This is a genomic window from Bacteroides sp. AM23-12, from assembly GCF_003434395.1.
Classification (GTDB): Bacteria; Bacteroidota; Bacteroidia; order Bacteroidales; family Bacteroidaceae; genus Bacteroides; species Bacteroides thetaiotaomicron.
On the sequence record NZ_QTLF01000015.1, the window covers coordinates 22,703 to 45,302 of the forward strand.

General features: G+C 46.5%; 14 protein-coding genes. 8 read left to right on the top strand and 6 right to left on the bottom strand.

Annotated elements, in window-relative coordinates; all coding sequences use genetic code 11:
• Positions 1-79 precede the first annotated feature (79 nt).
• The 6 genes from DW640_RS13610 to DW640_RS13635 form a co-directional block, all read right to left on the bottom strand.
• The gene (locus tag DW640_RS13610) at positions 80-2,584 is read right to left on the bottom strand and encodes a glycoside hydrolase family 31 protein (RefSeq protein WP_103877946.1); all 2,505 of its coding nucleotides are present in this window, start codon (positions 2,582-2,584) and stop codon (positions 80-82) included.
• A 34-nt stretch (positions 2,585-2,618) separates the two neighbouring features.
• Complete coding sequence (locus DW640_RS13615; protein WP_117578479.1) at positions 2,619-4,397, bottom strand: glycoside hydrolase family 66 protein; 1,779 nt, start codon at positions 4,395-4,397, stop codon at positions 2,619-2,621.
• Positions 4,398-4,410: 13 nt separating this feature from the next.
• Entirely contained in the window at positions 4,411-5,925 is a 1,515-nt protein-coding gene (locus tag DW640_RS13620; RefSeq protein WP_032841383.1) for a SusF/SusE family outer membrane protein, read from the bottom strand.
• 36 nt (positions 5,926-5,961) lie between these two features.
• Complete coding sequence (locus DW640_RS13625) at positions 5,962-7,452, bottom strand: RagB/SusD family nutrient uptake outer membrane protein (protein ID WP_008767353.1); 1,491 nt, start codon at positions 7,450-7,452, stop codon at positions 5,962-5,964.
• Between the two features lie 15 nt (positions 7,453-7,467).
• Entirely contained in the window at positions 7,468-10,467 is a 3,000-nt protein-coding gene (locus tag DW640_RS13630; protein WP_117578506.1) for a TonB-dependent receptor, read from the bottom strand.
• 187 nt (positions 10,468-10,654) lie between these two features.
• Positions 10,655-12,307, bottom strand: a complete 1,653-nt coding sequence (locus DW640_RS13635) for a DUF6377 domain-containing protein (RefSeq protein WP_008767355.1) — start codon at positions 12,305-12,307, stop codon at positions 10,655-10,657.
• Between the two features lie 267 nt (positions 12,308-12,574).
• Here DW640_RS13635 and DW640_RS13640 point away from each other — a divergent pair, with 267 nt between their 5' ends.
• The 8 genes from DW640_RS13640 (at position 12,575) to DW640_RS13680 (ending at position 22,564) form a co-directional block, all read left to right on the top strand.
• Complete coding sequence (locus tag DW640_RS13640) at positions 12,575-13,960, top strand: alpha/beta hydrolase family protein (RefSeq protein ID WP_370448832.1); 1,386 nt, start codon at positions 12,575-12,577, stop codon at positions 13,958-13,960.
• Positions 13,961-14,107: 147 nt separating this feature from the next.
• Positions 14,108-15,415, top strand: coding sequence for a Fic family protein (locus DW640_RS13645; protein ID WP_055219039.1), 1,308 nt, complete (start codon positions 14,108-14,110; stop codon positions 15,413-15,415).
• A 241-nt stretch (positions 15,416-15,656) separates the two neighbouring features.
• Positions 15,657-16,799, top strand: a complete 1,143-nt coding sequence (araJ, locus tag DW640_RS13650; protein WP_008761692.1) for an MFS transporter AraJ — start codon at positions 15,657-15,659, stop codon at positions 16,797-16,799.
• A gap of 706 nt (positions 16,800-17,505) precedes the next feature.
• Positions 17,506-18,609: a redox-regulated ATPase YchF gene (gene ychF / locus DW640_RS13660; RefSeq protein WP_061473327.1), complete on the top strand. Its 1,104-nt coding sequence runs from the start codon at positions 17,506-17,508 to the stop codon at positions 18,607-18,609.
• A 50-nt stretch (positions 18,610-18,659) separates the two neighbouring features.
• Positions 18,660-19,571 carry a ketopantoate reductase family protein gene (locus DW640_RS13665; RefSeq protein ID WP_117578481.1) on the top strand — a complete coding sequence of 304 codons (912 nt, stop codon included), beginning with the start codon at positions 18,660-18,662 and terminating at the stop codon, positions 19,569-19,571.
• A gap of 26 nt (positions 19,572-19,597) precedes the next feature.
• On the top strand, positions 19,598-20,443 hold the full coding sequence (lgt, locus tag DW640_RS13670) for a prolipoprotein diacylglyceryl transferase (RefSeq protein WP_008767381.1): 846 nt from the start codon (positions 19,598-19,600) through the stop codon (positions 20,441-20,443).
• Positions 20,440-21,084: a chloramphenicol acetyltransferase gene (locus tag DW640_RS13675; protein ID WP_117578483.1), complete on the top strand. Its 645-nt coding sequence runs from the start codon at positions 20,440-20,442 to the stop codon at positions 21,082-21,084. The genes lgt and DW640_RS13675 overlap by 4 nt, the downstream gene beginning before the upstream one ends.
• Before the next feature lie 67 nt (positions 21,085-21,151).
• Positions 21,152-22,564 (top strand): hypothetical protein, encoded by a 1,413-nt coding sequence (locus DW640_RS13680; RefSeq protein ID WP_117578485.1) that lies wholly within the window; start codon positions 21,152-21,154, stop codon positions 22,562-22,564.
• Positions 22,565-22,600: the final 36 nt, after the last annotated feature.

Genomic DNA, 22,600 nt, shown 5'->3' on the forward strand with positions numbered 1-22,600 from the left:
TCAGACTATTGTCACAGGTTTAGTGACAGATGACAGCAATTTTTCAAATTTATATCTTTATGTAGGCGTTGAGTTCAAGTCATAAACGCAGGGAAATCTGACTTTCTTCCCCTCGGTCCGGCATACGAAGGCTGCAAATACCGGTCGCCTTATCCCAGCTCCATACCATACTTTCAGTGTCATCGTCCGGATTCTCTTCCAGACGTTCCGGCTTCACCTTCTTTACTTTCTTGCCTTGCACGGTAATTCCTTTGGGAGCCGTCTTCAGATACATACGGAAAATAAAGTTTCGGGGAGCGGGCACTGCATACCCTTTTCCTTCACGGGCACCAACCGAAAGAAGATAACCACCCTTCTCCGTCCGGAAGCGAACGGGAGTTTTGGCAAACTCATCCCGTTGATAGCCGAGGTCTTCTCCCTCATCTTCGTACAAAGTGAACGAAGCCTCCTCTCCTTTTGGTGCCGGAAATACTTCAAAGATCAGCGGATAGACCGGTTTCTCATGCGTGTAGTTCATCACCGGCATGGTGGGGATGATGGAACCCTGCTTTACAAACATCGGGATGCACGACAAGGGAGCTTCCACGGTAGTCCACTGTTCTCCGGTATAGACTGTTTGTTTATTGTTGTAGTCAATCCAAGTGCCTTCGGGCAGATAGACATTCTTCGTACGTGCCTCCTTCTTCACCACCGGAGCTACCAGCAGCTCTTGTCCGAACAAGAACTGGCCGTCTGTAGAGAACGTTTCCATATCCGCCGGATATTCCAAAAAGAGCGGACGCATGATGGGCAATCCCGTATCATGAGCTTCGCGGGCATACGTATAGATATAAGGCAATAAACGATATTTCAGTTCGATGGCCTCCTTCGCGTTCTTTTCCGCTTCCGGACCGAAGAGCCACGGTTCTACCGGATTATCCCCCTCATGATGAATACGGCTCAAAGGATTGAATGCACCGAACTGTATCCATCGGGTATAAAGTTCCGCCATAGATGGATAGTCTTCGATGTCTCCGCAATACCCCGTAATGTCACAGGTAGTAAACGGAATTACTCCCAACCCTGCGGAAAGAATCACCGGAATCTGATTGGCCAGTTGCCCCCAGCCCTGCAATACATCGTCTCCATTTCCGCAATCTCCCGTCCAACCGAACGTATAACGCTGCAATCCCGCATAAGCGGCACGGGTCATCTGAAAGACGCGACGGTTCGGATTCCGTTTCTCGAACTGCTCTTTGACCACTTTATCCCAAGTCAGTCCGTAGACATTATGGATTTCGTCGTGCATCCCCAGATGATGTTTCATCACAAGGCGTTCGGTCTGCTCTTCGTTGCTCCATGCGGGTTCTCCCATATCCGTCCAGAAGCCGGAGATGCCATCGTCAATGGGTTTCTGCTGATAGGTTCCCCACCAGTCGGCTACGGCAGGTAAGGTAAAATCCACTACCCCACAATTTCCGCCCCAAGGCCACGGCATGTCATAACTCTTCCCGTTCGTGCTGTCCTTGACAAAATATCCCAGACGGTCCGCTTCCTCCCATTGCTTCTTGTTGGCTTGCGAGATGACCGGGTCTTGCGATACGACTACCTTGAATCCCATTTCTTTCAGGTCGGCAAGCATCTTTTTCGGATGCCCGTAGTTGCCCTTCCGCCATTCGAAGTCCTGTAGATGTTCCGTCCAGCCGATGTCCTGATAGATAATATCACAGGGGATGCCGCGTGTCCGGTAGCCTTCGGCTATTTCGCGGCTCAGTTTCTCGCTTGTCAGCAGGCCACGACATTGCGCAAAGCCCAATGCCCATTTCGGAGGCATGATAGGTTTGCCCGTCAGTCCTACATACTGACTCAGGATTTCCTTATAGTCCTTGCCGAAGATGAAGTAGTAAATCATCTCCCCGTCCGGCGCCTCGAAGCTGTAATAATCACGGCTTTCCGTTCCGAACTTAAATTCTGTCTTATACGTATTATCAAGGAAAATACCATACCGGTAACTGCTCATAAAGAAAGGGATGCTCTTGTAAAGAGGGTCTTCCACCACACTGTAACAAGGTTTATCGCTGTTCCACATCTTGTAAGATTCTCCTCTGCGGTCCATCTTGCCGGTCTTCTCCCCAAGCCCGAAGAAATGCTCGTCACGGCGAAGCGTTTTATATTCCACCTTCTTCGTGCCTTCGCTTACGTGTCCTTTATCGGCATAGTCACTGAAGAGGAGTTTCTGATATTTGTCGAATATCTGGATGCTCATCGGCGACTTGTTCACCCGTATGCGCAGCTTCGAGGTAAATATCTCATAGCAGGCGGCCTGTTCGTCCACATGAACCGTTCCCACATCTTCCAGTTCTTCATTGATCACGGCAAAGGAAGCGTTTCTCCGTTGCAGCTTCCCGTCCGGCGAGAACCAGATTCTTACCACGGAAGGACTGCAAAGTTGCAGTTGCAGCGCGGCACTGTCCGCCAGGTGAAAAGTCACCTGACGTCCCTGCTGCGTAAAAGAGGTACATATACTTTTTGCGTTTTCTGCCCAGACCAACGCCGGAAACATCAGACACAACATCCACACCCCAAACTTATATCTAATCTTCATACCTATCGTTTTTAGTTATTCCGTTGCAACTGCCTTATTCAGCTACAATCATTGTCCAGTATTTCAAGGCAGGCAGTGTGAAGGAGACTACCCCGTTCTCCTGCGTAAATGCCAGTTCCTGCAAAGCTCCTCCGTGTACGTCCGGCGATGCCACCCACAATTTATTCACTTTGGCGGGCAGGTTCATCTGCAAGGCCGCTTTCGTGATCAGGGCAGGTTCGGGCATGGTGCCGTCCACGTCCCGCCAGCTAAGGCTGTTCGCCTGCGAGAAGTTAAGCAGATGCACTACTTGCTTGCCGTCTACCTGCTTGGCGTAGGTAGTGACCGACCCCAACTTTGGAGGCCATACGTTGAGTTTCATTTCTCCGTTGGTACAGTTCATAGCGATACTGTTCTCCGTTCCGCCATCGCGGAGCAGGTTCTGATAAGACGTGAGGAAGTCGTAGTAGTGAACCATTGCCGTTTTCAGTTCCTCGCTCATCGTCAGGTTGTCGTTCGGAAAATATTCTTTGCACAGCATATGGTCACCACCCAGTTCGAGATGCGAGCCACCCAAAGCGAACATCACCGCATCCGTCAGCAGGATGCCCGCTGTATTGAACTCTCCCCGATGATCCGCCTTATTATAGTTCATATAGGCAGCGAAAACCGTATTCAGCTGATTATTGCCATACACTCCGTTTTCATACAGGACGGCTTTCAGATGGGTAAAGTCCGCCTCATCCGCCCACATCTCATTATAGAAGAAATCTACTTTGCCGGTTTCTCCGATCTGACGGGCACCGTAGCGACTTACGGCATTCATCACCAGACTTTTGTCGGGATGCGCCTGCTTCATGGCTTCGATAAAAGAAGCATATCCTTCGCGGAGGTTGACCGGCGTACCGTCGTAGTTGTAAAGCGTTCCCCGCTTGCCCAACTGGTCGATCTGATAGCCGTCGAAGGCGAAGTTCGCATACACGTCGTCATTCCGTTCCGCCATATATTGCTGCCATTCCTTGTCGGAAGGGTCTACCAGATAGATATTGCTCTTCCATCCGCTTGGCAGGTCGTGACTGTCTTTCGTGGTATGCGAAGCGTCCTTAAACAGATACCATTCTTCTTTCACCCCGTCGGAAGCCGCATCCTTCAATGCCCCGAAACAAAGATTATAGAACATGGACTTCATTCCAAAATGTTGTTGTGCCTTGATATAATTCTTCACAGAGCTTGTATGGACAGGGCGGTTCGCAATGTCGAGATATTCCTCGTCCAACTGCGTGCGTGTGCCGCCCAGCGGCCAATGATGTTTATTGTGCCAGTCCTGAAACTGTACCCAGTTGATGTGATGGCGGTTCAGATAAGCCATCTCTTCCAGCGTTTTCTCTTCTGTCTTGTCTCCGTCGAAATCTGCCACGAAGCCATATCGGGGGAACCGTGCCGGATGGCTGGATACATCTACCGCAATCGTACCGACGATGACATCCGTACCGTTTTCCTGCCGGTAAAGTTCTGCCATGTATCCTTTGAAATCGGTGGAAGGAGCCTTCCATGTCCAGTTCGTACCGCTGACCGGTTCTTCTCCGACTATTTCTCCCAAAAGGCGATAGCGTACCTTTGTTCCGGCAGGCAAGGCATCGGCGGCAGTGAAAGTCACTGTCTCGTTCGGTTTATAAAAAGCCTTGTCAGTTGTCAGTTCCACGCATAAGTCCGATGTCACCGGAGTTACTTCGGTCACACTGCCCGACGCTCCTCCGTTCTGTGGGTTCGATTCATGATCGTCGCTGCAAGACAGACACAGGAAGGCAGCCACCAAATATATTATCTTCTTCATCTTGAATACTTGTTTATTGTTTTACAATTGAAATCGTTTCTTTCAACTGGTCAATCGTAATCCGATACGAGCCAGCTTCCTGAATATTCCATTTATTGTCCAGACTGCCGAGGTCTGTATCCGGATACATATTCTTCAGTTCCGCATCCGTTTTACTGGTAAATAAGGCTGTCTCCACTTCACCGGTCGGTGCCTTTCCGCTCTTGTCCGCCATCAGCCAGTCTCCGTTCCAGTCGGACTGCTTGTCGCAGGAGATCTTCATCTCCCCTGTATTCAGTGTACCGCTCCAGGTAAAGATGTAAGGGCTGTCGGCACTTTTAGCCATCGGGGTGGCGTTGTCGATGCTCCATCCGTTCGGAGTGGCATCGCCTACCAGATACAGTCCTTCGTAGGGGGTAAACGGACGCATCAGCATCTTTTCCTTTCCCTTGGCTGTGAGGAACAGCACTTTATAGGCCTTGCCGCATTCGCTTTCCTTCATTTGCCATTTATTGTCTTCACCTCCCAGTACAACTGAAGTGGAAGTATACGGAGCGTTCCCTTCGGTGGGATGGAAGAAAGCATCCGACTGACCGAAGTCCGTCACGGAAGTAAACTTAAAATCACCGTCCGCCTTCCACGGAATCACGGCACCATAATGGAACAGATTCATCTGAACGGCATCTTTAGACAGTGCCTCGAATCCCCAGCCATTGTCGCCGGTAAAGGAGCCGACAATATAGAATTCTTCAAAGCGCCATCCGATGTTTTCCGTTTCGGTCATGGTCATTGTCAGGTCGAGCAGGTCTACCTTGACTATATAGGTCGCTTCCTTGCTGACTGTAAATGGTTCGTCCGGTTCGTCGCCCGATGTGCGGTAGATAAGCCGTAGTTCTTCTCCGGCAGCGGCATCCCGGTTGTAGGATGGAAGAAATTCTCCCAATGTCGTTATAAACTTGAATACACCAGTATTCAGCTTTCCTGTCCACGTAAACTGTCCGTTGTCCGTGCGCTCCATAGGCGTCGCTTGATCGGCGCTCCATCCGTTAGGGGCAGCTTCTCCGATGAGGTAAAGCGTCGGAGTAACCGGTTGATAAGTAGTCACATCCAGCGCAACTGTGGCACGCTGCTCCTTTTCTTCCATTCCGGCAACAGTAGCGGTAATGCGTGCTTCCAGCGATACTTTTTCGGCATAGCCGACGCCTAGCTGCGTGTTCAGAAACTGATTGAGTTCTTCCGTTTTCTTCGTCCACTGATAAGTTCCCGTTCCTAAATCTACGGAATAGGCACGGGCGAAGTCGGTTCCCGCCTTGGCTATTTCCAGTGTATAAGAGATGCGGTTCCCGCTTCCGTAGTTCGTTCCCGTAGTCCATGAAAGCGTTAACGCCTCCTGACTGTGATTCTTTTCGTTCAATACGATCTCCTGCTGATTCACCGTAAGAGTCAGCGTATCATGTCCCTTGTCCGTCTCCATATAATCCTCGGCGCAGGAAACCATCGCTCCGCCGATGAAAAGAGAGCACAACATCTGATATATATATTTCTTCATCATATGATCTGTCTAAATGAATGATTGTAAAAGCGATTAATAACCGGGATTCTGAGTCATCAGATTGTTAGAGTCCATCTCTGTCTGCGGGATGGGCAGCAGCAGACGTTCCTTCGTCACCTGATTCTTGCCGATGGATTTCAGGAACTCAATCGCATAGTTACCATTATTGATGCGAATCATGTCAAACCAACGATGTCCCTCAAAAGCAAGTTCCATCCGGCGTTCGTGAATAATCTTTTCCCGCATTGTTTCCTGATTCAAGGTAGTCGGTACATCCGCCAGTCCGGCACGATGACGGACGATATTCAGAGGTGCGGCAGCCTGATCGGGATGTCCCAGTTCGTTCAGGGCTTCCGCCTTCTTCAACAGGACATCCGCATAACGGTATACCACGAAGTTATTCGGGTTGGTATTATATTCCGGCGAAACGGTCTTCGACACAAGGAACTTCCGGACGTTGTAACCTGTACCCGACCATGAACGTCTGTATTCCATGCCGTCGAAAGCAGGACAGCCTTGATATAACACGGTCACATCTTTGCGCAAATCGCCCGCTTCGTACTCTTTGATAAATTCTTCCGTAGGCAGATTCCATCCGTAAGCGCCTGCCACCATACCGGAGTTGCGGGGTCCCATGAAGGTCGACAGCCAGGAAGACTGGTTGTCCCCTCCCCAGAAATCGTATTCCGTACTGCCGGAGTATTGTACTTCGAAAAGGGATTCCGCACCGTTATTGATCGTAGCATCGAAATTATCGGCATACTTGCACTGAGACAAATCATATCCCATCGCAGTAATCTGGTCGCACAACGTAACAACTTCACTGTAATAGTCCCGATGGTTGGGCGCCAGCGTCAGGTAAATATCTGCCAGCATAGCCATCGCCGCTTCTTTGCAGGCACGTCCCTTGTCATTTTCTCCGTAACTGCTCTTTGGGGGAAGCATATCCACCGCATTCTTACAGTCCGAAAGAATCTGCGCATATACCTCATCTACCGTATTGCGGGCAATATCCGTCGACTGTCCCGGCTCAAAGGGCTGTAACCGCAAAGGTACGCCACCATAAAGGCGGACGAGGATATAGTAGTAATGAGCACGCAGGAAATATGCCTCACCCATGCAACGGTCTTTTATCTCATCGGAGATGGCAGCCGAAGGCAGATTGGAAAGCACGATATTACAACGTCCGATGCCTACCCACGGAGAACGCCATACGTACAGGGCAAAACCGTTGTCGCTCTGCGCTATAAAGTTAGCCGCCTGAACAGTTTCCAGTCCGTCGGTTCCTCCCCCGGCGCCTACCTCGCTGTTGCCGGCAAGGATGTCGAGGCTCCACAGGCGCTGATTATACATATTGGACGACTGCAACGTCTTATAGCAGGCAGTAGTCAGTGCTACGGCAATCTCATTGGTCACTTCCGATTCGGGGTCCACACCGTATTTGGGGTACTTATCCAGAAAATCACTGCACGATGTCAAGGCAAGTACGACAAGTATCATTATAAAAGTCAGTTTCTTTTTCATTTTCTTCCTCCTGATTTAAAAGTTAAAGTTCAAGCCCATACTGAATGTACGCGAGATAGGGTAACGGCTGCTGTCTATACCGTTGACATCCACCTCGGGGTCGAAGCCCGAATATCCGGTGATAGTCGCCACATTCTCGCAAGAGAAGGAGATACGGGCGTTTTCCAGTTGAATCTTTTGCAACCACTTTTTAGGCAGTGTATACGAAAGGGTGATATTTTTCAGACGGAGATACGAGCCGTTTTCCACAAATCGGTCGGATACGCGGCAGTTCTGGTTCGGGTCGCCCCAGATGGCACGCGGCATGGAGTAGCTTGTGCCTTCTCCTGTCCAGCGGTTCAGTACGGCTGTAGTCTGGTTGTAGGCGGCAGCCATTCCTTCGTTGTCCACATTGTTGGCATTATAAATCTTGTTGCCTGCCACTCCTTGCAGGAAAACGGAGAGTTCCCATCCTTTGTAAGATAGGTTGTTGGAGAGTGAGAAGAACCAGTTCGGATTCGGATTGCCAAGAATCGTACGGTCTTCGTCGTTAATCACTCCGTCGTTGTTCAAGTCTCTGAAGCGGATGTCCCCCGGAGCTGCGCCCGGCTGGGTGGCGTGGCGGTTGACTTCTCCCCAGTTCTGGAAAAGACCGTCGGTAACGTATCCATAGAAAACGTTGATCGGGTAACCGGCTTTCAGCATGGTCACGTATGAATTGCCTATCTGGTTGATAAACATCGGAGTTTCGCTGTTCAGGTCCAGAATCTCATTTTTATTGTAGGTAGCCGTTAAAGCGGATTCCCAGGAGAAGATGCCTTTCAGGTTGATGGTACGCAATGTCATTTCCACTCCTTTGTTGCGCATCTTGCCGGCATTGGTGAAAGTCTCGGTAGTATCTTCAAAACCCGAAGTGATGGGGATGGAAGCCTTCACCAGCATATCGTTCGTATTCTTGATATAAGCATCCAGTGAGAGGCTGACACGCGAATCGAACAGGCTCATGTCCACTCCGAAGTTGGCCTGGCGCACTTCTTCCCAATGGATGTTCGGATTGGAGAGAGTGGTAGATACCAAAGCGGTGGAGTTATTGTTTCCGAAAGGATAGACACCCGTGTTGTAAGAAGCGACAAAGCCGTAGTTACCGATTTCCTGATTACCGGTCACACCGTATCCGACACGCAGTTTGAGATCGTTCATCAGGAAGTTATCTTTCGGGAACCAGTCTTCCTGAGAAACACGCCAAGCCAGAGATACGGAAGGGAATGTTCCCCATCGGTTGTTCTTACCAAAGCGGGAAGAGCCGTCACGACGTACGGTAGCCGTCAGCAGGTATTTGTCTTCGTATGAGTAGTTGAGACGTGCCATCAGTGAGAGCAGTGCCCAGTCGCTCTGGCTGCCGCCAAGGCTGTACATCTTTTCTCCGTTGTCCATCTCATGGATATTGTCGAACATGAAGATATTTTTCTGTGCGTTCAGATAGTCGTAGTTGTTCCACTGTGCGGAAGAACCTGCCATCACACCTACACGATGCTTCTTTGCAAAAGTATGATCGAATACGAAGTAGTTGTCCCACAGGTAGGTGAATGATTTGTTGTCGCTTTTATAGCGGGAAGATTCTTCTACCGGATTCGGTTTCCAGTCGTATGCCGGCGTGAAGTTGTCGGCAAACCAGAACTTGGCGTCATAGCCGAAGGTACTTTTCAGTTTCAGCCATTTAGTGAAGGTGATCTCTCCGGTGATGTTCGCGAGAAAGTTATATCCTTTCGTCTCGTTAGTCATCATGTGAAGCGTACCGATCGGATTGCGGATACTTCCGTACCATTGCGCCTCCTGTCCAGGACCGCTCCAACTGCCGTCGTCATTCTTCACCGGTTGGGTGGGAAGGGCTTTCATCGCATCACCGATACTGTATGTTCCTCCTTCTTTGACATCTGTGCTAAATGTCAGGTTGGTGGTGAATTTCAGCCATTTGTTGACTTGGGCGTCACTGTTCGCCTGAAAATTGAAACGGCGATAATTGACACTCTTCACAATGCCGGACTGATCGAGAAAACCGCCGGACACGTAATAATGCGCCTTTTCCGTGCCGCCGGAATAGCTGACCGAATAACTCTGCTTCACTCCCGTGCGCAGCATCTCGTCGAGCCAGTTGGTTCCTTTTCCCAATGAAGAAGGGTCTGCCCAGTAAGGGTTGGTGTTATCGTCATTGTTTGAGAGCATGTCATTGCTCAATGCTGCATATTGGGCGGCATTCAGCATATCAGGCACTTTAGTTGCATTCTGTATCGCCCAGTTCGCATTGACCGTTACCTTTCCGGCGCCTTCGGCACCGCGTTTACTGGTAATCATCACTACACCGTTGGCACCGCGCGAACCGTAGATGGCAGTTGCCGAAGCATCTTTCAATACATCTACCCGTTCCACATCTGCCATGTTCAGAGAAGACAGGCCTAAGTCGGTAGGGATTCCGTCGATCACCACCAGCGGGTTGCTGTTGTTGATCGTGCCCAGACCACGGATTTTAATGGTTACATTGTCCCCCGGTTTGCCGGCATCGATAATTTGCACGCCGGATACTTTTCCCTGCATTGCCTGACCGATATTGGCTACCGGAGAGTCTTTGATATCTTTGACTCCTACAGAAGATACGGCGCCGGTCAGGTCACTCTTTTTCATCGTTCCGTAACCTACTACAACAACTTCGTCCAATACTTCGGTATCTTCCTGCAAGGTTACTTTCAGTGCGGTTTTTCCGTTCACCGAAACAGTCTGCGTCTTATAACCGACAAAAGAAATGGTCAATGTGCTGTTAGCAGAAACATTTAATGAGAAGTTACCGTCGATATCGGTAATCGTGCCGTTCGTGGACTTGCCTTCTATCACACTGGCACCGATCACCGGTTCGCCCGTGGCGTCCACTACATGTCCTTTTACTGTAATCTGCTGTGCGAATGCACTAAGAGATAGTAACAAGCCCCACATTATTAATAGGAGGCGATGTTCAAAGCCTTTCGACTTTATACTCTGTTCCATGTACATCAATTTAAAGTTAATATTAGGATTACTTTTTGTTTTCACTGAAACAAAAGTATCCACAATTAAATGCGCTTCTTTTGCCAGATAGCAAAAATATAGTGGTTTATACAGCACAATACAGTATAAAACACTAATAATAAGAATATTACAGAATAGCAACCGTGCTAAAAAAGTAGTGGATTTCTTACTCTTCCACCTTCCCTATTTTCATTACTTTAGCCTCAAACTCATCCCGTTCGCCGAGTGCCTTGTTGCGGACACGTGTCCGGTAATTATAAATAGTGGTCACAGAGTAGCGGAGGAACTGGGCGATCTTGGTACTATCCGTAATCCCCAGACGGATCAGGGCAAAGATACGAAGTTCGGTATTCAGCAGTTCACCCTGCTTGGGCTGCATCGGTTCGACAAGCAACGCATTAAATTCTTCCACAAAGTTGGGGAAGAGTTGCAGGAAGGTCATATCGAAGTTTGCGTAGAACTCTTTCAGCTCTTCTTCGAGGAATTGGGAAGATTTAATAGCTTTATACAACTCCTCTACCCTGCCGGTAGCCGCAATCTTATTCAGGGAACGACGGTATAAGTCCATCTTATCCAAGTAGGTGGAACACTGGTCCATATAGCGACCGATGTATTCCTCTTTAATATAGTTAGCCTCCGAAAGGGTATGGTTCATCTCTTTCAGTTGCGAATTGGAGTCATGAAGTTCACCGTTCAGCTCTTGCAGAAGCGTATTCGTGTCAATCACTTCCCGACGGGCAGCAGCCACTTTCTTCATCTGCTTGTAAACGAAGAATATAGCCACCAGCAGAAAGACGGAAAGCAGACTGATACAGATCAAAGATATCTTCATTTCCTGTTGCTGCCGCTTGGTTTTCAGTTGGTAAGCCTGATCGATGATGGGGAAGACTTGTGAGATTTCCAGGGTACGAAGGCGGGCATTGCAGAGCGTAGCATCTTCGAGCGAGCATTTCAGATAGTTGTATGCACGATCAATGTCTCCGTCTTCATATACAAGAGAGGCGAGTTTCCGTAAGGAAACATATTCTTTGACTGCCGATTTTAAATCAGCGATGGCCGAGAGAGCCAGAAAGTGTTTCTGCCCTTTCTTGTCTCCTTTGAGGCGATAGGCTTCTGACAAGGTATAAGTAATCATCGCCTTGGAATGATCGTCCAGAGAGGGTTTCCGGTAGAAGTCGGTCAGCATGGTTATTGCCTGGTCATATTGGGCGTGTACGGTGCATTTGTCGGCCATCACCAGCACATGGCCCAATGAGTCGGAGGCATTAGTCTGTAAAAGGGAATCCCGATACAGGTCCGTCATCCGGTAATACTCTTTTTTCTCCTTCTCGGTGACGGCATAATCTCCCATCAACCCGTAAATAGTACGATACAAGTGGTAATAATAGGGATAGAGATAATCAGACAGGGTTTTCTTGTCTATCTGTCCCAACTGCTCCAAAGCTTCCTTGTACATTCCGGTGGTTCCCATCACCTCTGCCATATTCATGGCGGCATCATCCAGATAATCCTGTTTGTTCAAATGAGAAGCCAGTTCCTGCTTCCGCTGTGCATATACATACGAAGAGTCCAGATTATAAGCCCGATATTCGTCGAAAAGCCTGCCGCAAAATCCATAACGCTGCTCATCGGAGGTAGCCTCGGACAGCAACTTCTTCAAATCGGAGATACGTGCTTCTTTTTCTGCACCGTAAGTCTGACGGTTCCTGATAATTCCGTCAATCTCACGAAGCAGCATATCTGTACTCTTATCATCATTTCTTGCGCAAAGCAAACAGGGAAGAACAATTGTCACGAAAATCAAAATAATCTTTCTCATAGCGCCATATGTATTATATCTGCAAAGATAAAAGTCTTTCAGAAACCGACATTATTTCTACGGAATATTATTGCGAATATCCGGAAAATGGCTCCTTTATGAAAATGGCGGTTCATGCCACTGAATATATCCACAAAAAAAGAAGTTATCTAATATAAAAGCATATCTTTGTCATCAAAGAAAGGCATTTAATGCTACATCTCTGATCTGCAAATGCCATTTATAAACCCAAATTTCATTCCTATGAAAACTTCAAAACGTTGTTTCATGCTCATCGCTTTCATCGGCTTTTTAATCGAACTGACAGTTCCTTCACATCTTTCCGCACAAGACATTTCGGGCACATGGCATGGTAAACTCTCCCTTCCTGCCGGTTCGTTAACCATTGTATTCCATATCAAACATACGGAACAGGGGACTTATATGACAACTCTTGACAGCCCCGATCAGGGAACCAAAGATATAAAAACGGAAACAACTTCTTTTCAAGACTCTACACTGACTGTTCAGATACCGATTATCCATGCCTCTTATAAAGGAAAGCTGAATGCCGACCAAACCATTACCGGCACATTCACACAAGGAATGCCCCTCCCATTGAATCTGACGAAAGGAGAGTTTAGCGGGCCTAAACGCCCGCAGGAGCCTCAGCCGCCTTTTCCTTATAAGGTCGAAGAAGTCAACGTAAAGAATACGCAGGACGGAATCACTCTGGCAGGCACATTAACCCTTCCGGAGAAAGGGAGTAAATTTCCGGCTGTAGTATTGGTTACGGGAAGTGGTGCTCAAAACAGAGATGAAGAAATCATGGGTCATAAACCATTTCTTGTTATCTCCGATTATCTGACACGTAACGGAATTGCCGTACTAAGATGCGATGATCGTGGCACAGCCGCTTCGCAAGGAGATTATGCAAGTGCTACCAACGAAGATTTCGCAAAAGATACGGAAGCAGCGCTGAACTATCTACGCAGCAGAAAAGAAATTAATACCCGGAAAATCGGCATTATCGGACATAGCTGCGGTGGAACAATCGCATTTGATATTGCCGCCAAAGACCCCAACATCTCATTTATCATATCATTGGCAGGAGCTGCCGTGCGAGGTGACAGCTTGATGCTTAAACAAGTTGAATTGATTTCCAAGTCCCAAGGGATGCCCGATCCGGTGTGGCAGACAATGAAACCATCCGTTCGCCACAGATACTCTTTATTACAGCAAACGGACAAGTCGTCGGATGAAATCAGAAAAGAAGTTTACGCTGATGTTACCAGAACCATGTCTGCCGAACAGTTGAAAGACCTGAATACCGTACAACAACTATCTGCCCAAATAAACTTCATGACTTCACCGTGGTATCTCCACTTTATGAGATACGATCCGACTGCAAGTCTGAAAAAAATAAAGTGCCCGGTCCTCGCATTAAACGGAGAAAAAGACATTCAGGTAGATGCCGATATGAATCTGACTGCTATCAAGCAGCACATCAGCGAGAACGGAAACAAGAATGTGACAATCAAAGTCTATCCAAAACTGAACCACCTGTTTCAGACTTGTGAGAAAGGAACTTTAGCCGAATACGGACAATTGGAAGAGACAATAAATCCGGAAGTCCTGAAAGACATGACTGAATGGATAAAAAAGCAGCAATAAATTTACTAATGATATACTTTTCGGGCAGTATTTCTCAATATCACATTCTTTTCTTTCCAATTCTTGCAAATGTTTGAAGAATTTGCAAGAATTGGAAAGAAAAGAATTATATTTGTAGACTAAAATATAATATAAACGGATGATATTATGATTGAACTCCCTCCTCAAATTAGTCAGGAAGAATATTTGAAAGTTCTTCTCACTGATCCGCTTGAAAAACTCAAGGCAATCATAGAAAAAAACAATGATAAGTATAGTTATTGGTCTGATGTAAAGTATCAAAAGACTCCAGAAGGTATATCCAGCAAAGAATTATGGTGTTACATAAAAGCATCGCGGAGAGCGAAACGAATCATAGTATGGAAGAAGTACGGCATATCTATCAGTATAACCAATGCTATGCAACGGATGTGCCACGAGTTTGATATGAACTTCGGCGGTTCTTGGGGAAGCAATTCAATCATTCCAGTAGAAAACAAAGAACAATATCTGATTAGCTCATTAATGGAAGAAGCAATATCCTCCAGTCAAATGGAAGGAGCGGCGACAACCAGAAAAGTAGCCAAGGAAATGCTAAGAAAAAGCCTTTCCCCACAGGACAAATCGCAACAGATGATATTTAATAATTATCAAACCATACGTTTTATAACCCAAAATATACAGACCCCACTATCATCTGAGCTATTACGGCATATTCATGTCTTAATGACCGAAAAAACGTTAGAAAACCCTGCCGATGCAGGGGCATACAGGACGAATGATGAAGTAGTAGTGGAAGATGCTATCACACATGAGGTGGTACATACACCACCTTCATATAAAGATATTCTTCCATTTATTGAAGACTTATGCATATTCTTCAATGAAAATAATACCAAAGTATTTATTCATCCGATTATCAAAGGTATTATCATTCATTTTATGATTGCCTATATGCACCCATTTGTAGATGGGAACGGACGTACTGCAAGAGCTTTATTCTATTGGTATATGCTCAAAAGCGGTTATTGGTTAACTGAATATTTATCCATCTCAAGGGTAATTGCCAAATCAAAAAAATCCTATGAGAATGCTTATTTATATACGGAAGCTGATGAAAAAGACATGGGATATTTCATAGCTTACAACCTGCGAGTACTGGAGCTTGCCTTCAAAGAACTACAAACTTATATCAAACGTAAATTAGAGCAGAAACATCAAGCTTCCGTATTCTATAAGTTAGATAATATCAACGAACGTCAAGCAGATATTCTTAGGCTTATTAATGATAATCCTAAAATATTATTCACCGTAAAAGAACTACAAAACAGATTTTCCGTTACTCATACTACCGCCAAAAATGATATTGACGGTCTTGTAGAAAGAAAACTGATAGATGAAATATCACTTAATAAAGTAAAGAAAGGGTATGTAAAAGGAGAAATGTTCGACGAAATTGTTAAATCAATCACTTAGCTCTTTCCAATTCTTGCAAATTCTTCAAATATTTGCAAGGATTGGAAAGAAAGGCAACTAACTATAAAGCAACCACATCAAACCTATTACTTTAAACATACACAGACATTGTACAAATTGATTTAAATCAAAATCGTTCATGACGAACTCATTCTGAGAGATTTTGTTTTACCTTTGCACCCCGTAAAAAATACACTAAATAAAGAAGGTAAAAAGTAACAGGTATCAGGTTAGGTTTCGTATGAAGAAAAGTCTTATTGCATTGGCATTCGGTACCCTCGGATTGGGTATCGCCGAGTTCGTGATGATGGGTATACTGCCCGATGTAGCCAGAGATTTAAAGATTAGCATCCCTGCTGCCGGACATTTCATTTCCGCCTACGCACTAGGCGTTTGTGTCGGCGCCCCTGTATTGACATTAGCACGTAAATATCCATTAAAACATATATTGCTGGTATTAGTCACGCTGATTATGGTAGGCAATATCTGTGCGGCATTATCACCTAACTACTGGATGCTGCTTATCTCCCGCTTCATCTCCGGACTCCCTCACGGAGCCTATTTCGGGGTCGGTTCTATCGTTGCGGAAAGGCTTGCCGATAAAGGCAAAAGTTCAGAGGCTGTCTCCATCATGATAGCCGGAATGACCATCGCCAACCTGTTCGGCGTACCGCTGGGAACTTCTTTAAGCACCATGCTTTCGTGGCGGGCTACCTTCCTGCTGGTAGGACTTTGGGGAATCGTCATTCTGTATTACATCTGGCGTTGGGTTCCTCAGGTAGAAGGGCTGAAAGATACCGGTTTCAAAGGACAGTTCCGCTTTCTCAAAACTCCGGCTCCCTGGCTCATTCTGGGTGCTACGGCATTAGGTAATGGCGGTGTATTCTGCTGGTATAGCTATATCAATCCAATGCTCACTCATGTCTCCGGTTTCTCTGCCGAAAGTATCACCCCGCTGATGATTCTTGCCGGATTCGGTATGGTCATGGGAAATCTGATCAGCGGGCGGCTCTCCGACCGTTACACTCCCGGAAAGGTAGGAACTGCCGCACAAGCACTGATCTGCCTGATGCTATTGCTTATCTTCTTCCTCTCTCCCTACAAATGGGCGGCTGCGCTATTGATGTGCCTCTGCACCGCAGGACTGTTTGCCGTATCCAGTCCGGAACAGATATTGATAATCCGTGTAGCCAAAGGAGGCGAAATGCTCGGAGCTGCCTGTGTACAGGTAGCGTTCAATCTGGGAAATGCCATCGGAGCTTATGCAGGAGGGCTGGCAGTCAGCAGCGGCTACCGTTATCCCGCCCTGACGGGTGTTCCGTTCGCACTGATCGGCTTCATCCTATTCCTGATCTTTTATAAGAAGTATCAAGCCAAATACTAAAGTAACTCCTATAAGAACGAATAACGCAATAAACAAAGCAAACAGGGAACTGCCTTTCAGTATGAAAGCATATTGACGTTTCTGCTGACAGATACATTTTCAGAAGAATGCCAGCCAGCTCTCAAAGCAATAAAACAATGTATCAATATGCAGACTATCTGCATATCCTTTCGATTATATTGGAAGATTATGCAAAAGGGTCGCTACTTAACATGCAGAACATTAATACCCAACCTGCAGAACATTAATGTCTGACATGTCAGCTAACCTTATCCAACGTGTTGGTCATATATATCCAACGTATCAGTCAGCCTTATCCAACGCATCAAGCCTTCATATTTGACAAGATGGACATTACTTTCTAATTATTAGCATTGTAAAGATTCAGATACCACCCTATTTATGAACAAAATACAGATTTTCATTCGCATATTTTCTCCCATTCCCGCCGTCGGGCAGGAAAACGGCATTCTGAAGAGACTAAAAATTCATTTTGTCAATTTGCTCAAAACCTTTTTCCAGCCTGTACAATTATCAGAAAAAGACAGAAAGTGCACCAAGTTTCCCTCATTAGCTCAAAAAATGATTATCTTTGCAAACTAAAATGAGCAGGCTGGCAATCAAAACTGTTTTTATCGGGAGATTAGCGCCAAATCGCTGCTCACATGATATGATTCATTGATAATAAAAGAAATAATAGATTAATATGGCATTGCAATGTGGTATTGTCGGACTTCCGAACGTAGGTAAATCGACACTTTTCAACTGTTTGTCAAACGCAAAAGCGCAAGCGGCAAACTTCCCCTTCTGTACAATCGAACCGAATGTAGGCGTAATCACCGTTCCCGACGAACGTCTGAACGCACTGGCAGAACTGGTACATCCCCAACGGATTGTCCCCACGACTGTAGAAATCGTAGACATCGCCGGACTGGTGAAAGGTGCAAGCAAAGGCGAAGGGCTGGGAAACAAATTCCTCGCCAATATCCGCGAAACAGACGCAATCATCCATGTACTCCGCTGCTTCGACGATGACAACGTGACTCATGTAGACGGAAGCGTAAACCCCGTCCGAGACAAAGAGATCATCGACTACGAACTTCAGCTGAAAGACCTGGAAACCATCGAAAGCCGCATCCAGAAAGTACAGAAACAGGCTCAGACCGGTGGCGACAAGGCTGCAAAACAGGCTTATGACGTACTCGTTCAATACAAGGATGCACTGGAACAAGGCAAATCCGCCCGCACCGTCACTTTCGAAACGAAAGACGAACAAAAGATTGCTCACGAACTCTTCCTGTTGACCAGCAAACCCGTGATGTACGTCTGCAACGTAGACGAAGCAAGTGCGGTAAACGGCAACAAATACGTAGACATGGTGCGCGACGCCGTGAAAGATGAAAATGCACAAATACTCATTGTCGCTGCAAAGACCGAAGCAGACATCGCCGAACTGGAAACATACGAAGACCGTCAGATGTTCCTTGCCGAAGTAGGGCTGGAAGAATCGGGCGTCGCACGTCTTATCAAGTCAGCTTACAAACTGCTGAACCTCGAAACCTACTTCACAGCCGGCGTACAAGAAGTACGTGCATGGACTTACGAGAAAGGATGGAAAGCTCCGCAATGCGCAGGCGTCATCCATACCGATTTTGAGAAAGGATTTATCCGTGCGGAAGTAATCAAATACGATGATTATATCCAGTACGGCTCCGAAGCGGCTGTCAAGGAAGCCGGAAAACTCAGTGTGGAAGGAAAAGAATATGTGGTGCAGGACGGCGACATCATGCACTTCCGCTTCAATGTGTGATTATCGGTAATCACTAACGACTTATTAATTATCACATAAGCATCAATGACATGAAATATCTCATAGCAGGAACCGGTGGAGTAGGCGGCAGTATAGCAGGCTTTCTGTCGCTTGCAGGAAAAGATGTAACTTGTATTGCCCGTGGAGCTCATTTGCAGTCAATACAAACCAATGGTCTGAAATTGAAATCGGATCTGAAGGGTGAACATACGCTTCAGATTAAGGCTACGACGGCCGAAGAGTTCAAAGGAAAAGCGGATGTGATCTTCGTCTGCGTGAAAGGATATTCCGTCGATTCGATTACCGAACTCATCAAAAGGGCATCGCATGAGAAGACAGTCGTCATCCCTATCCTGAATGTTTACGGGACAGGACCACGCATTCAGCGTCTCGTTCCGGGTGTAACGGTGCTCGATGGTTGCATCTACATTGTCGGCTTTGTTTCCGGCACGGGAGAGATCACCCAGATGGGGAAAATCTTCCGTCTGGTGTATGGCGCCCACAAAGGGACACAAGTGACTCCCGCCATCCTGGAAGCTATTCAGAAAGACCTTCAGGAAAGTGGAATCAAAGCTGAGATTTCTCCGGACATCAATCGGGATACATTCGTCAAATGGTCGTTCATCTCGGCAATGGCGGTCACTGGTGCTTACTATGATGTACCGATGGGTGAAGTTCAGAAGCCAGGGAAAGTACGTGATACGTTCATCGGCCTTTCTACTGAGAGTGCCGCACTGGGACGTAAGTTGGGAGTGGAATTTTCCGAAGACCCCGTCAGCTACAATTTGAAAGTCATTGATAAACTCGATCCCGACAGTACCGCATCCATGCAAAAGGACTTGGCACGGGGACATGAATCGGAAATACAAGGTTTGCTGTTTGACATGATTGCAGCAGCCGAGGAGCAAGGTATCGACATACCAACTTACCGGATGGTTGCCGAAAAATTCACAAAACACTAATTACAAACCGTAAACCGTTATCCAACATGAATACCCTTTTATTATCAATCAACTGGAATCCGAATCCCGAACTATTCAACCTGTTCGGCATTTCTATCCGTTACTACGGATTATTATGGGCAGTAGGAATCTTCTTTGCTTACATCATTGTCCATTACCAGTTTCGCGACAAAAAAATAGACGAGAAGAAATTCGACCCCCTCTTCTTTTATTGTTTCTTCGGTATTCTGATTGGAGCACGTCTGGGGCACTGCCTGTTCTACGATCCGGGACAGTACCTGACCAGCGGAAAGGGATTTGTGGAAATGCTTCTGCCGATCAAGTTCCTGGCAGGCGGCGGATGGAAATTCACCGGTTATGAAGGACTTGCCAGTCACGGAGGTACACTCGGATTGATGATTGCCCTATGGTTGTATTGCCGCAAGACGAAGCTTCATTATATGGATGTGGTGGACATGATTGCTGTCGCTACTCCGATCACTGCCTGTTTCATCCGTCTGGCGAATCTGATGAACTCCGAAATTATCGGTAACCCGACCGATGTACCCTGGGCATTCGTATTCGAACGGGTAGACATGCTCCCCCGCCATCCGGGACAGCTCTATGAAGCGATAGCTTATCTGATCCTGTTCTTCATCATGATCTATCTTTATAAGAATTACAGCAAGAAACTGCATCGCGGATTCTTCTTCGGACTCTGTCTGGCTTATATCTTTACCTTCCGTTTCTTTATCGAATTCGTGAAGCAGAACCAGGAAGCATTCGAAGACAACATGATGTTCAACATGGGACAATGGCTGAGCGTTCCTTTCATCATCATCGGTTTCTACTTCATGTTCTTCTATGACCGGAAGAAGGTAGCAAAGAAATGAAACAAATCATAGATATAGAAAACTGGGAGCGGAAGGAGAATTTCAACTTCTTCCGCCACTTCCAGAATCCCCAATTATCCATTACCTCCGAAGTAGAGTGCGGAGGAGCCAGGCAACGTGCCAAAGCGGCCGGACAGTCTTTCTTTCTCCATTATCTTTATGCTGTGCTGCATGCAGCCAACGAAATACCGGAGTTTCGTTACCGCATCGATCCGGACGGACGTGTAGTGCTCTATGACACCATAGATATGCTGTCTCCCATCAAGATAAAAGAGAACGGCAAGTTCTTTACCACCCGTTTCCCTTACCACAACGATTTCGACACTTTCTATCAGGAAGCAAGGCTAATTATCGACGCCATCCCCGAAGACGGTAATCCGTATGCAGCAGAAAACGGAGAAATAGCCGACGGAGATTACGGACTGATTCTGTTAAGTGCGACTCCCGACCTGTATTTTACTTCCATCACCGGCACACAGGAGAAGAGAAGCGGCAATAACTACCCGTTGCTGAATGCCGGAAAAGCCATCATAAGGGAAGGCAAACTGGTGATGCCTATCGCGATGACGATTCATCACGGATTTATTGACGGGCATCATCTTTCCTTGTTTTATAAGAAGGTAGAAGAGTTTCTGAAATAATAGTGCTGTTCAAATCGTATTTTCTCATTCCTTTTATCTACCTTTAGCGCGACTAAATGATAAAAATATGAGCACAAAAACACTATTCAAACTACTATGGGTACCTTTCGTCACATCCGTATTCGCAAGTTGCAGTGACAAAGAAGAATTACCTTACACTCCTCCGAAGGAAACGAATGACAGTTACATAAGCCCTGCCGTACCACAAGGTAATAGCTGGCCTGAAGCCTCCATGTCACTTACACAGCCTTTTCTGGGTGCCGGATATGATATTATGGGCAGCTACATAGACAATAATTCGGTAAAAGAACCAGTGCTCGATCTGAGCAAGATAGATAATGAAAAGATTAGCAATCTGGTAGGTTCGAGCGGGGTAGGAGACAGCTTCATTGGTCGTGATATGAAAGAGTTTCTTCGGTCAATCACAGAATATAAGAAATTTGTGGTGCCGGCAGAAAACAAAGATGATTTGCTGTTTACCGCTACTATTACCGGTCATACTTATTTTCAGAAACCTTATGATTATTCATCCCAATACACATTTGCATTTGGTAGTTCAGGAGCTAACGGAGTGATTCAAAGATTACTCACTCTGAATGCGGATTGGTCCAACTGGCTGGCCGATGATTTCCGGCAAGAGCTGGAAGATGCGTCACCTGAAACAATCATAGAACTATTTGGTACTCATATATTGGTGAACACTCATTTAGGTTATATAAGCAAAACCCTCTATCGCAGCATCGTAGCGGATGATGAAGAGAACTTATTGAGAACCGCAAACACAGGGATGGGCGCACATCAGAGCAGCATTATTAAGCATCCCAATATTTCCATCACTTATCCCGAAGAAACAGTAAAAAAGAACTATGGGGGAACAATTGTAGTGTCATTGCAAGGAGCTGATTCCAAAGTCTTTAATCAGCTGACAGGCGATCCGATGGATATCAGCCCCTGGATACAATCTGCCAATGAAAAGAATCGCGCCTTAACTACTCTGACCGGTGAAGACCTTATCCCCATCTACGACGTAATAGCCGACCCCATAAAGAAACAGCAAATAAAAGAAGCGGTAATAGCCCATATCAAAAGGCACCAACTGTCCTTACAACAAACGGCTCCCATCTTTCAGGCGAGTGACGGGTACTATCACCGCTACTATACCTCTTATAAGGAGTTAACTGCAAAGGCGGATATCTGTCAAGGCGTGATAGGAAGCGTATTTATCAGACACGAACCGGGTACAGTACCGCTTTACCTGTCTTCCGACGGAAAGAATCACCGTTTGACATTAGAACCGGCACCGAACGGAGACGGAACAATCATAGGGTATGTCTATGAAAAGGAAAGCGATGACTTAAACTGTATCTACGAAATATCGGATGGAAAAAACTTTGCCTATACCACGGAAGAAAAGGATGCTTACGGAGACAAAGGCACATGGAAACCAACCGGTCTCTCTTTTTATACAAAGAAGGTATAAGCATAAGGCCATACCATTGGCACGGCAAGTAACCCT

Excerpts from the sequence above, each read along its gene's own strand:
- DW640_RS13635 (WP_008767355.1), bottom strand. The coding sequence starts at position 12,307 with ATGAGAAAGATTATTTTGATTTTCGTGACAATTGTTCTTCCCTGTTTG.
- DW640_RS13675 (WP_117578483.1), top strand. The coding sequence starts at position 20,440 with ATGAAACAAATCATAGATATAGAAAACTGGGAGCGGAAGGAGAATTTC.
- araJ (WP_008761692.1), top strand. The coding sequence starts at position 15,657 with ATGAAGAAAAGTCTTATTGCATTGGCATTCGGTACCCTCGGATTGGGT.
- lgt (WP_008767381.1), top strand. The coding sequence starts at position 19,598 with ATGAATACCCTTTTATTATCAATCAACTGGAATCCGAATCCCGAACTA.
- ychF (WP_061473327.1), top strand. The coding sequence starts at position 17,506 with ATGGCATTGCAATGTGGTATTGTCGGACTTCCGAACGTAGGTAAATCG.
- DW640_RS13680 (WP_117578485.1), top strand. The coding sequence starts at position 21,152 with ATGAGCACAAAAACACTATTCAAACTACTATGGGTACCTTTCGTCACA.
- DW640_RS13625 (WP_008767353.1), bottom strand. The coding sequence starts at position 7,452 with ATGAAAAAGAAACTGACTTTTATAATGATACTTGTCGTACTTGCCTTG.
- DW640_RS13620 (WP_032841383.1), bottom strand. The coding sequence starts at position 5,925 with ATGAAGAAATATATATATCAGATGTTGTGCTCTCTTTTCATCGGCGGA.
- DW640_RS13640 (WP_370448832.1), top strand. The coding sequence starts at position 12,575 with ATGCTCATCGCTTTCATCGGCTTTTTAATCGAACTGACAGTTCCTTCA.
- DW640_RS13615 (WP_117578479.1), bottom strand. The coding sequence starts at position 4,397 with ATGAAGAAGATAATATATTTGGTGGCTGCCTTCCTGTGTCTGTCTTGC.
- DW640_RS13665 (WP_117578481.1), top strand. The coding sequence starts at position 18,660 with ATGAAATATCTCATAGCAGGAACCGGTGGAGTAGGCGGCAGTATAGCA.
- DW640_RS13630 (WP_117578506.1), bottom strand. The coding sequence starts at position 10,467 with ATGGAACAGAGTATAAAGTCGAAAGGCTTTGAACATCGCCTCCTATTA.
- DW640_RS13645 (WP_055219039.1), top strand. The coding sequence starts at position 14,108 with ATGATTGAACTCCCTCCTCAAATTAGTCAGGAAGAATATTTGAAAGTT.
- DW640_RS13610 (WP_103877946.1), bottom strand. The coding sequence starts at position 2,584 with ATGAAGATTAGATATAAGTTTGGGGTGTGGATGTTGTGTCTGATGTTT.